At 28.3% G+C, this 11,286-nt stretch carries 14 protein-coding genes; 5 read left to right on the top strand and 9 right to left on the bottom strand.

What is annotated here, in order from left to right; genetic code table 11:
• The first annotated feature begins 133 nt into the window (after positions 1-133).
• Together ABY298_RS04035 and ABY298_RS04040 are read left to right on the top strand one after the other, a co-directional pair.
• The gene (locus ABY298_RS04035; RefSeq protein ID WP_372744719.1) at positions 134-1,141 is read left to right on the top strand and encodes a 3-oxoacyl-ACP synthase III family protein; all 1,008 of its coding nucleotides are present in this window, start codon (positions 134-136) and stop codon (positions 1,139-1,141) included.
• A 317-nt stretch (positions 1,142-1,458) separates the two neighbouring features.
• Positions 1,459-1,821, top strand: coding sequence for a CoA-binding protein (locus tag ABY298_RS04040; protein ID WP_372744720.1), 363 nt, complete (start codon positions 1,459-1,461; stop codon positions 1,819-1,821).
• On the opposite strand, the gene ABY298_RS04045 is transcribed toward ABY298_RS04040, so the two are convergent.
• From ABY298_RS04045 to ABY298_RS04055, 3 genes are read right to left on the bottom strand one after another with little or no spacing between them, the layout of a single operon-like run.
• Entirely contained in the window at positions 1,818-2,417 is a 600-nt protein-coding gene (locus ABY298_RS04045) for a hypothetical protein (RefSeq protein ID WP_372744721.1), read from the bottom strand. The genes ABY298_RS04040 and ABY298_RS04045 overlap by 4 nt on opposite strands.
• Before the next feature lie 33 nt (positions 2,418-2,450).
• Positions 2,451-2,744 (bottom strand): chaperone modulator CbpM, encoded by a 294-nt coding sequence (locus ABY298_RS04050; protein ID WP_372744722.1) that lies wholly within the window; start codon positions 2,742-2,744, stop codon positions 2,451-2,453.
• A complete protein-coding gene (locus ABY298_RS04055) occupies positions 2,741-3,634 on the bottom strand; it encodes a DnaJ C-terminal domain-containing protein (RefSeq protein WP_372744723.1) in 894 nt (297 codons plus the stop codon). The genes ABY298_RS04050 and ABY298_RS04055 overlap by 4 nt, the downstream gene beginning before the upstream one ends.
• Positions 3,635-3,882: 248 nt before the next feature.
• On the opposite strand from ABY298_RS04055, the gene ABY298_RS04060 reads away from it, so the two are divergent.
• Entirely contained in the window at positions 3,883-4,611 is a 729-nt protein-coding gene (locus ABY298_RS04060) for a hypothetical protein (protein ID WP_372744724.1), read from the top strand.
• Positions 4,612-4,628: 17 nt separating this feature from the next.
• Here ABY298_RS04060 and ABY298_RS04065 read toward each other — a convergent pair whose 3' ends face one another.
• Genes ABY298_RS04065 through pyrR form a run of 6 tightly spaced genes read right to left on the bottom strand, consistent with a single transcriptional unit; the run spans position 4,629 to position 9,012 of the window.
• On the bottom strand, positions 4,629-5,864 hold the full coding sequence (locus tag ABY298_RS04065) for an ATP-binding cassette domain-containing protein (RefSeq protein ID WP_372744725.1): 1,236 nt from the start codon (positions 5,862-5,864) through the stop codon (positions 4,629-4,631).
• 53 nt (positions 5,865-5,917) lie between these two features.
• Positions 5,918-6,832 (bottom strand): ribonuclease Z, encoded by a 915-nt coding sequence (locus ABY298_RS04070; RefSeq protein WP_372744726.1) that lies wholly within the window; start codon positions 6,830-6,832, stop codon positions 5,918-5,920.
• Positions 6,829-7,185 carry a T9SS type A sorting domain-containing protein gene (locus ABY298_RS04075; protein ID WP_372744727.1) on the bottom strand — a complete coding sequence of 119 codons (357 nt, stop codon included), beginning with the start codon at positions 7,183-7,185 and terminating at the stop codon, positions 6,829-6,831. The genes ABY298_RS04070 and ABY298_RS04075 overlap by 4 nt, the downstream gene beginning before the upstream one ends.
• Before the next feature lie 16 nt (positions 7,186-7,201).
• Complete coding sequence (locus tag ABY298_RS04080; protein ID WP_372744728.1) at positions 7,202-7,534, bottom strand: ribonuclease Z; 333 nt, start codon at positions 7,532-7,534, stop codon at positions 7,202-7,204.
• A gap of 1 nt (position 7,535) precedes the next feature.
• Complete coding sequence (locus tag ABY298_RS04085) at positions 7,536-8,468, bottom strand: aspartate carbamoyltransferase catalytic subunit (RefSeq protein ID WP_372744729.1); 933 nt, start codon at positions 8,466-8,468, stop codon at positions 7,536-7,538.
• A 4-nt stretch (positions 8,469-8,472) separates the two neighbouring features.
• Positions 8,473-9,012 carry a bifunctional pyr operon transcriptional regulator/uracil phosphoribosyltransferase PyrR gene (pyrR, locus tag ABY298_RS04090; protein WP_372744731.1) on the bottom strand — a complete coding sequence of 180 codons (540 nt, stop codon included), beginning with the start codon at positions 9,010-9,012 and terminating at the stop codon, positions 8,473-8,475.
• A gap of 188 nt (positions 9,013-9,200) precedes the next feature.
• Between pyrR and ABY298_RS04095 the strand changes: the two genes are divergently transcribed.
• Both ABY298_RS04095 and ABY298_RS04100 read left to right on the top strand, forming a co-directional pair.
• The gene (locus ABY298_RS04095; protein ID WP_372744730.1) at positions 9,201-10,535 is read left to right on the top strand and encodes a tetratricopeptide repeat protein; all 1,335 of its coding nucleotides are present in this window, start codon (positions 9,201-9,203) and stop codon (positions 10,533-10,535) included.
• A gap of 46 nt (positions 10,536-10,581) precedes the next feature.
• Positions 10,582-11,286, top strand: a 705-nt coding sequence (locus ABY298_RS04100; RefSeq protein WP_372744732.1) for a DUF368 domain-containing protein, incomplete at its 3' end; no start/stop codon positions are given.

An 11,286-nucleotide genomic window follows, 5' to 3' on the forward strand; every position in this document is an offset into this window, starting at 1 on the left:
GACGTATTAATTGTTTTTAGCTAACAAATATTAGCGCATTGTTGGTTGATTTACTTCTGTAAAATATAATTGCAATACTTTGAAGTTTTTAGTAAGTTTGAAGTAACAATAATAAAACCAAAATAAAATATATATGTATAATTCTAAAATAACTGGACTTGGTTTCTATGTACCTGATAATGTGGTTACAAATGCAGATTTGGCCAAATTTATGGATACTAGTGATGAATGGATTCAGGAAAGAACAGGAATACAAGAGCGAAGATGGATACCGGAGGGAAGTGAGGATACTTCATCAGTTATGGGAGCCAAAGCTGCAAGAATAGCAATTGAACGTGCTGGATTAACGTCAAAAGATATCGATTTTATTGTTTTTGCAACATTAAGTCCAGACTATTATTTTCCAGGCTGTGGTGTGCAAATTCAAAATATGTTAGATATGAATACGGTTGGAGCATTAGATGTTAGAAATCAATGTTCTGGATTTATTTATGCTCTTTCTGTTGCAGATCAATTTATTAAAACCGGAATGTATAAAAACATATTGGTAATTGGTTCAGAATTTCACTCGGGAGGTTTAGATAAAACTACTAGAGGTAGAGGTGTTTCTGTAATTTTTGGAGATGGAGCAGGAGCCGTTGTTTTATCTAGAACAGAAGATAATAATAAAGGTATACTTTCTTCACATTTATTTTCTGAAGGAGCACACGCAGAAGAACTAACAGTTTTAGCACCAAGTATTAAACATTGGGTGCCTGAAATTTTAGCTGCCAATGATGAAAATGACGAATCTTATTTTCCGTATATGAATGGAACGTTTGTATTTAAACACGCAGTGGTACGTTTTTCTGAGGCTATTATGGCTGGTTTAGAGAAGAACAATTTACAAGTTTCTGATATTAATATGTTAATTCCTCATCAAGCTAATTTGCGAATTTCTCAATTTATTCAAAAGAAATTTAAATTAAATGATGATCAGATATATAATAATATTATGAAGTATGGTAACACAACCGCAGCATCTGTTGTAATTGCATTAACAGAAGCTTGGGAAAAAGGAAAAATTAAAGACAATGATTTAGTTGTTTTAGCTGCTTTTGGTAGTGGATTTACTTGGGGAAGTGTTATAATGCGTTGGTAATAATTTTTTAAAATAAATAAATATAAAAGCCTCTAATTGCAAGTTTAGAGGCTTTTTTTTAAAAAGATGGTTTTTAACTAATTCAAACAATTAAAGTATCTTTTTAATTTTTTGTGTTTTACAATATTTTAGCCTTATAACTGCCAAATTATTATTTTGTTTTATCTAGTTTGTTAAGATTTAGTTAATAAAACTTAGCCTTTTTATAAGGTTTTGTACAATAGTTAATTGTGGGTTTTATAAATGATTTTGGATGAAAATATTTTATTTATTTTGGAATATTACTAGGGTTCACAAACTTTAATTAATTTTGATATATGAAAAAAAAGACATTGGTTTTGGGTGCTTCAGAAAACCCAAACAGGTATTCTAATATTGCTATAAAAAGACTTTTAAATAAAGGTATAGAAGTGGTAGCTGTTGGATTAAGAGAAGGGCTTGTTGAAGGTGTGAAAATAGAAAATCACAAAAAGATATTTACTGATATAGATACCGTTACTATGTATTTAAGCGCTAAAAATCAAGTGGAATATTATAGTTATATTTTGAGTTTAAAACCAAAAAGAGTTATTTTTAATCCTGGTACAGAAAATGAGGAGTTTGAAGAAATTTTAGCTAAAAATTCTATTGCTTTTGAAAATTCATGTACCTTGGTATTGTTGAGTTTAGATAGTTATTAATAACGAAATCCTTTTACATCGGGTTCAATATTTTTTAGTTTCTTTTTTAAGGTTTCATATTCTTTTTGTGTAATTACATTTTTATCTCTTAAATAAATAAAATTTTCTAATTGTTTTTCAAAAGAAATGTCCACATCAATTTTTGTGTACTTAGCTTTTAGGTATTTAAATGATTTTTTCTTGAGAGTATTTAAAAATTCCTCTACCAATTCTTTTGATGGATTTAAATCATAAAAGTCAATTAAAAATCCACCTAATGTTGCAATGTATAACATATGTTTTCTGCTTAAAATTGTAAGAATTAGAAGAATAAGGCATAAAAATCCGCTGAGGTATAAAAAAAAGGAGTTAATTTCTGGGTTGATATTAAACGGATTAAGAAGAAAAAAACCATAAACAAAAGCAAATGCTATTGTAACCCAAATAAGTAGTTTATTGGTTCTAAATTCGCGAGTAATAGAATTGGTCATTATTTCATCAAAAGAAATAAATATTTCTCTTGACTCTAAAAAATCTCCAGAATAATAAATAATTCCATCGTTTTTAAATGTAACTTTTTTTGTAATAAATAATCTTTTTTGTACAAAATCTTTCATATTACGTATGCATTTATAAAATGGATTTTAGTTTTAACTTTCGTATAATCCCAATCTGTTTTTTACTGTATTTAATTCGTTTTCAAGCTTTTGAATTTTTGTTAACATATTTAAAACAACATCAATTCCTTCCATATTTACGCCTAACTCATTATGAATTCTTATTATTTTTTCTAAATCATTTATTTTATCCACTCTAATATATTGCACTTGTTCTATAGTTATAATTTCAATTAATTCGAATTCATATAAACTGCTAAAAAATGATATTTCAACATTGTATTGTGTGCTTAATGTGTTAATTGGTATTAAATTATCTGGGTTCATGATGTTCTTAATTTAGCAAGTTCATTAAATAATTCTTTTTCTTTAGAACTTAAATTTGTTGGTATTTTTATTTGATAACTAATGTATAAATCTCCAAATTCACCTTCTTTTTTATACACCGGAAAACCTTTGCCTTTTAATTTAATTTTTGTTCCATTTTTGGTTTCTGGTTTTACAGTTAATTTCACTTTTCCATCAAAAGTATCTACCGTAATAGTACCTCCTATAATGGCTTTGTACAAGTCTAAATCTATGGTTTTGTACAGGTTATCTTTGTCTCTTTTAAAAGAAGTATTGTTAAAAATGGAAAATTTAATATGTAAATCTCCATTTGGTCCGCCATTTATTCCTGGGCCACCGTGTCCTTTAATTTTAATAATTTGCCCATCTTTTACTCCGGCAGGAATGGTTAATCTAATTTTTTTATTGTTAACAGTAAGGGTTTGTTTATGGGTGGTAAACACATCTGTTAAGTTTAATTTTAACTCAGCATTGTAATCCTGACCTTTGTACTGAACTCTTCCACCGCTTCTTCTATGCGAACCTCCAAACATAGATTCAAAAAAGTCGGAATAATCACTTTCATAAAATCCGCCAGATGATTGTTGCTGTGCACTTCGTTTATAATGTTGTTGTTGCTGTTCTGCTTTTTCAAAATGTTCTGCGTGTTCCCAATCTTTTCCGTATTTGTCGTATTTTTTTCGATTCTCCGGATGACTCAAAACTTCATTAGCTTCATTAATTTCTTTAAATTTTTTTTCAGCTTCTTTATTATTTGGATTTAAATCAGGATGATATTTCCTAGCCAATTTTCGATATGCTTTTTTAATATCCTTTTCGGTTGCATTTTTTTCAATGCCTAATATTTTATAATAATCTATAAATGCCATAACATTAATTATATAAAATCGGTTATTAATCAGTTACTGTTTTTTTAGGGCGAAGTTGTTTTTTAATAGAAAAGTTAAGTGTTGTTTTCTAATAAAAAACACACTTAAAGTTACAAAATATTTTTTATTTTTTAGTTTATTTTTAAACCAACAAAGGCAGTGGTTTGCGTTTAAACTTAGTTTAAACGAATACTTTAAGTTAAAATTCATCTTTTTTTAGCATTTTTGCTTAGTAATGCGTTAAATAAATGTCACATAAAAATTTTCCAATTTCAGGTTCTAATGAGCAAGAACAATTATTGTTAAAAGCTAAAATAAAAGCTTTACAAAAGGAATTGGATGATGTTGAGCAAAAAACCAATGCATTTGAAGCTATTTTGCGTTCTCATTTAATAAACCAACTAATTGAAGAGCAAGAGCTAACGGTGCTTTATAAAAAATTGCAGCAACAAAAAAAGGAAAAGCGATTGGCTCAAAAAATGCGTGGAAAAAAGTTTAAGGATACTAAAAGTTTACAAATTGTAACCAAAATTATTTCTAGTAAAACAAATGATGAAACTTTAAAAGAAAAGAAAAAATTATACAGAGAAGCTATGTTGCACGTGCATCCAGATAAGTTTTCTATGAATCATGAAAAAATTGATGTAGCTACAGAAATTACTGCAAAACTTATTGAAATTTATCAAACTGGAAATTTGGTTGATATGCAAACATTTCACGCACATATTTTTAGTGGAAATGCTTTAGAGCAATTTGATGCTTCAGTTACAAATAGAGAAGGATATTTGGTGAAAGATGTGTATTTAAAAAAGGAATTAGAAGCTTTAATAATAAAGTTAGAAAAAGCAAAAACAAGCCATACATATAAAGTTTTAACGGAATATGAAAATCCGTTAACTTTTATTGAGGAATTAAAAGAATATTATGCAGATCGAATTTTTAAACTAAAAAAACGAACCAGAAAAGCCAATTTATAATATAAAAATTACAAATTTTAAATGCTTTTTATAAATCCTAAAGAGCCATTTTTGTTAGGAACAAGTTCAAAAATTAAGTTAGGAGATAATCTAGGTTCAACTCTATGAGAAACATATAAAATTGTGGTTGTAGTGGTTGAAACTAAATAATTTATTAGTTGTGTAACTAGTGTAATATTCTCATCATCTAAACCTTCTAAAGGTTCGTCTAAAATTAATAGTGGAGGTTGTTTAACTATTGCTCTAATAATTAGCGCTAAGCGTTGATGACCTAATGAAAGTTTACGAAATGGTGTTTTTTTATAATTTGTTAAATGAATGATGTTTAGCCATTGATTTACAGTGTAAATTTGATGTGTTTGAGGTTTTTGATACAAGCCAATGGAATCGAAATAGCCAGATAGAATTAGTTGTTCTAAGGTGTGATTTCTGCTAAAAAGTTCTGTTAAAGTGGTTGAAAAATAACCAATTCGTTTTTTTAAATCCCAAATACTTTCACCTGTTCCTTTTTTTTGTCCAAAAATAGTAATGTCTTGTCCGTATGCTTTGGTGTTTTCTCCAGTAATTAATGAAAGCAACGTGCTTTTTCCTGAACCGTTAGGACCAATTAATTGCCAAAACTCATTTTTTTTAACAACCCAATTTATATTGGTTACTATTTTTTTATTGTTATAGCTAACTTCAACATTGTTAAAGTTTACTAAAATGTTACTTTCAACATTCATGTTTTCAGAGCCATCAGGAAGTGATGTTTCAAAATTTACAGTGTTGTGTAGTGTAGGATGGTTAATTTTTTCAACTTCAAAATTATTATTTTTAATTTCAAATTTTTGGTTAATAAAACTTAAAATGTCGGCAAAACTATTGGTAAGTTGTACAATTAAAATTTGATTTGAAATGTGTTCAATTTCATTAGAAAGCTCTAATTGAGATTTACTATCTAAATGATCAAAAGCACTATCGAATATTATATAATCTGGATTTTGACGGATGCAATATTTTAAGAATTCTTTTCTTCGTTCTCCTGAAGAAAAACTACTTAATTTTCTGTTTTTTTCAAACGCTACTTTAATACTATCGTATTTATATTCTTCATGAATAATATTTTCAATGGCAATGTCTGAAAAAAGAATACCTTTTAATTTGTTTAAATAGTGAAGATTTCCAGATACCTTTTTTGATAAAATATATTCTGTAAAATTCTTTTTGTCAATTCTATTTTTTAGCAGAAGAGCAATGTGCTTTTTAGTCATTTCAAATATTTAAATAAAATTACATAAAAAAGCAATACGTGGTTTTAAGAAACTTAAAATTCAAAAACTTTTCCAGTTTCTGCCAGTTCAGTGTTTTTAAAAACAGTTTGGGCTTCAGCTTTAAAAGCATCAACATTTTTGTAACGTCCGCTGTAATGCCCAATAATAAGTTGTTCAACTTTTGCTTGTTTGGCAATTTTAGCAGCCTGTTCTGCAGTTGAATGCATAGTTGTTATTGCTAAGTTTTCTTTATCCTTTAAAAAAGTAGTTTCGTGGTATAAGCACGTGGCATTTTCAATAATTGGTACAATTTCTGGTAAGTATGAAGTATCGCTGCAAAACGCATAACTTTTTGGTTTTGAAGGAGGTAATGTAAGATCTTCGTTTTTTAAAACGGTTCCGTTTTTTAAAATAAAGTCTCTACCATTTTTTAAATTCTGATAATCACAAACCTCAATTTCATTATAATTAAAAACAGCATTCATATCTAATTTACGTTCGCCTTCTTTTTCTTTAAATAAAAAACCGTTTGTATAAACTCTATGGTTTAACGGAATAGTATAAACTTCAACAGTAGCATCTTCAAAAATTAATTGACTAGTTGTTTCTGATAATTCGTGAAAAAGTAGTGGGTATTGTGTCCAGGAATTAGATAGTTTTAATTGTAATGTAATTATTTCTTTTATTCCTTTTGGTCCATAAACGTGTAATTCAGTTTCTCTGTTTAACAATCTAAATGTTGAAATTAAACCAATTAAACCAAAGGAATGGTCTCCGTGTAAGTGAGAAATAAAGATGTGTTTAATTTTAGAAAATTTTACGCCATATTTGCGTAATTGAACCTGCGTTCCTTCACCACAGTCAATCAAAAAATGGTGATTTTGGATTTCTAAAAATTGCGCTGTTGGGTTTGCGTTAACTCTTGGTGTTGCGGAATGACATCCTAAAATGGTGAGTTTTAAACTCATTTAATAACTAATCTTTTTGAAATTATTTCTGTATCGGTTTGTAATGAATAAATATACATTCCTTGTGGAAGGTTATTTCTGTTAAATTGAATAGAGTTGTTGCCAACAGAAACTTCAATTCTTTCATTATACACAGTTTTTCCTAATAAGTTTTTTACAGAAAACTCAATAAGTTGACCTTTATTTGAAACAAAGCTAATTTGTGTTTTTATAGAAAGCGGATTTGGTGATGCAGATAGCACAGATATTGTTTCTATATTTTGGTTTTTATTTAAAGCAGCATTGTTGGTTGTTTGCTGAGCAAAACCAAAAGAAGAACAAAATAACAATAAAATAATAAGTAGTTTTTTCATCAATACGCAACTAATTTTAAAATCCTAAATCTCGTTCAATAGCATCCATCTCCAAAATATCTAACGCTTCTGTAAAAGTTGGAACTACATTTAATTCTTCTGGAATAGCATCAATTTCAATTCCAGTACAGATTATTACAAAACTTAAACCATTTGTTCGGTGTTTCGAACTTATTTTCAAAAGTAGTAATAAATCTTTAATTTCTGTGTTAATTTTTTCTGAAAAATCAATAATTAGGTTATCATCAGCTATTTGTGCGTAATTTTCTTTAAAATTAGCAACAAAATCGGTTACAGATTCTTCTGTTAATTTTACTAGGGTATAAGTATCTGTTTTATTAAAATTCATTTTAGTTTCTTTTAATTTGTTCAGCAAGTAAATAAATTACTGCCATTCTAATTGCTACACCATTTTCAACCTGATTTAAAATAATAGATTGATCGGCATCTGCAACATCACTTGTAATTTCTACACCTCTGTTAATTGGTCCTGGATGCATTATAACAATTTTCTTGCCAAGTGAGTCTAACAACGGTTTATTTATTCCAAAAAGTTGTGTATATTCTCTTGTTGAAGGAAAGTAATTTATATCCATTCTTTCATTTTGAACCCTTAAAACGTTGGCAACATCGCACCATTCTAGTGCTTTTCTAATGTTTGGTTCTACTCCAACTCCTAAGTTTTCAATATATTTAGGTATTAATGTTTTAGGGCCGCAAACTTTTACTTCGGCTCCTTGTAATTTTAGTGCATAAATATTGGAAAGTGCTACTCTAGAGTGTAAAATATCACCAACTATTACTATTTTTTTTCCGGTTACTGATCCTAATTTTTCTCTAATAGAGTAGGAGTCTAATAGTGCTTGTGTTGGGTGCTCATGAGTTCCGTCACCGGCATTTACAATTCTGGCGTTTACGTGTTTAGATAAAAAATCACAAGCGCCAACGTGTGGATGACGCATTACAATTAAATCAACTTTCATTGATAAAATATTGTTTGCCGTATCTATTAATGTTTCTCCTTTTTTTACTGAAGATTGACTGGCAGAAAAATTAATAACATCTGCAGAAAGTCTTTTTTCGGCTAATTCAAAAGATAATTTTGTTCTAGTACTGTTTTCAAAAAAGATATTGGCAATGGTAATATCTCTTAATGAAGGAACTTTTTTTATGGGTCTGTTAATTACCTCTTTAAAATGGTCTGCAGTTTTAAAAATTAAATCAATATCTGTTTTATTAATATGTTTAATTCCTAAAAGGTGTTGTACACTTAACTGATTCATAAATTTATTTATTTATAATATAAACGGCATCTTTTCCATCTCTATCTTTCCAGTTGACTGTTACTTTTTCTTCATTAATAACATCAACTTGTCTTCCTCTATAGTCTGGCTGAATTGGTAAATGACGGCTAAATCTTCTGTCAATTAAAACTAATAATTCAATATTTGCTGGTCTTCCAAAAGATTGTACAGCAGTTAGCGCAGCTCTAATACTTCTGCCAGAAAATAAAACATCATCAATAAAAACAACATTTTTATCTTCAACTATAAAGTTAATATTGGTTTTATTAGCTTCTAAAGGTGCGTCTCTTCGTCTAAAATCATCTCTGTAAAAAGTAATATCTAATTGCCCAAATTCAATAGAAGGAATTTTATAATCTGTTTTTAAAATTTCAACCAATCGCTCAGCTAAAAATGTACCTCTTGGTTGTATACCAATTAATACAGTATTTTCAAAGTTATTATGATTTTCAATTAACTGACAAGCCAATCGATGCAAAATGATATTAATTTCTTTTGAGTTAAGTAGTATTTTTTTACTCATTGTAGTACCAAACATTGTTTGGAATACAAATATAAAGCATTTTGTTAATTAATTTGTTAAAAACATTTAGAAGTTATTTTTAATTTTTTGCATTGTTCTTGTACCTTTATCCCTAAAGTAATTGATTATTTACTACTATGCCTTTAACTCCAAGAGAAAATAATGTTTCGTTATCCAAATTTGAATCAATGCTTAAAACAAATAGCGTTTATTTTTTTGATTCTGTTGAATTTGAGGAGATTATACATTATTATTTAGATTCTGGAAAAAATTCTTTAGCAAAAAAAGCTATCAGTTTAGGTTTAAAACAGCATCCAAATTCTGTAATGTTAAAATTATTAAAGGCAGAACTACTTATTTTTAACGATGAAATTGACGAAGCAAGCAAATTACTAAGAGAAATTCAGGCTATTGAACCTACAAATGAAGAGGTCTATATTCAACAAGCAAGTATTTTATCTAAAAACGATGATCATTCTGGAGCAATAAATGCTTTAAAAATTGCTTTAAACTATACCGATGATGAAGTGGATGTATTATCTATGATAGGTATGGAATACTTGTATTTAGATAATTTTGATGAAGCCCGTTTAAATTTTGAAAAGTGTTTAGAGATAGATTTTGAAGATTATTCTTCTTTATACAATGTAATTTATTGTTTTGATATGCAAAGCAAACACCAAGAAGCAATAGTTTACATTAATAGTTATATAGATAAAGATCCATATAGTGAGGTTGCCTGGCATCAATTAGGAAGACAACATTTTATATTAGAACAATATAAAGAAGCGTTAAGAGCTTTTGATTATGCAGTTTTAATTGATGAAGTTTTTGTAGGAGCTTATTTAGAAAAGGCAAAAACCTTAGAGCAACTTAATTTATGGGAAGATGCCATTGAAAATTATAAGATTACTATAAAGTTAGATGATCCAACAGCTTTTGCATTTTTAAGAATAGGAGAATGTTATGAGCGCTTAAAAAAATCGACTCCAGCTATAGAGTTTTACAAAAAGGCAGTGCACGAAGATCCGTTATTAGATAAAGGATGGATAGCAATTACCGAGATTTATTTAAAACGTAAAAATTACAACAAAGCATTATACAATATTAATAAAGCTATAGAAATTGACGACCAAAACCCTGCGTATTGGAGAAAATTTGCTGAAATTAATTTAAAATTAAATTTATTTGAAGAGGCAGTTGAAGCTTTTGAAAACTGTATTCTTTTACAAGATTACGATTTAATTATTTGGATAGGTTTAAGCGATGTTTTATGTTTTCTAGGAGAGTTTGAAGATGCTTTGGTGTATTTGAAAAAAGCTAAAACCTATTTTAAAGATTTTGCTGAAATAGATTATAGGTTGGCGTGCTTATATTACAAATTTAAAAACACCAAAAAAGGTGATTTACACTTAAAAAAAGCGTTAAAAATAGACTTTGAATATCACTCTATAATTAAAGAACTATTTCCAGATGTTTATGAAATGGAAAATGTTCTAGAAGTGATTTATAATTTCAAATAAACTTCATATAAAAATGTTACATTTGTCAGAAATCATAAACAGACAAATGGCACAAAGAAACTTATTTCAATATTTTATAATAACCTTAAAAGGAATGGCAATGGGAGCTGCAGATGTAGTTCCAGGTGTTTCTGGAGGTACAATAGCATTTATTTCAGGAATTTACGAAGAACTTTTAGAAAGCATTAGTTCGGTTAATTTTGATACATTAAAAGTATTAAAAAAGGAAGGTTTTAAAGCCGCTTGGAAAAAAGTAAACGGTAATTTTTTAGTTGCCCTTTTATCAGGAATTTTTATTAGTGTTTTATCCTTATCTAAAATAATCTCCTATTTATTAGAAAATGAACCAATTTTAGTATGGTCATTCTTTTTTGGATTGGTTTTAGCAAGTATTTTATATGTGGCAAAACAAATAACAGAGTGGAAAATTGGTACTGTGGTATTGTTAATTATTGGAGCTGTAGGTGCTTTTTACATAACTACATTACAACCCATGGTAGACGAGAATTCATCGCTATTATTTATGTTTTTAGCTGGAGCTTTAGCAATTTGCGCTATGATTTTACCAGGTATTTCAGGAGCATTTATTTTAGTGCTTTTAGGAGCATATAAACCTGTTTTAGATGCTATTCATGATAAAGATTTTAAATTATTAGCAACAGTTGCTGCAGGAGCAGTGGTTGGATTATTATCGTTCTCTAAAATATTGAACTGGCTTTTTAAACATTACAAAAATTTTACCTTAGCTATA

The organism is Lutibacter sp., from assembly GCF_041596795.1.
Classification (GTDB): domain Bacteria; phylum Bacteroidota; class Bacteroidia; order Flavobacteriales; family Flavobacteriaceae; genus Lutibacter.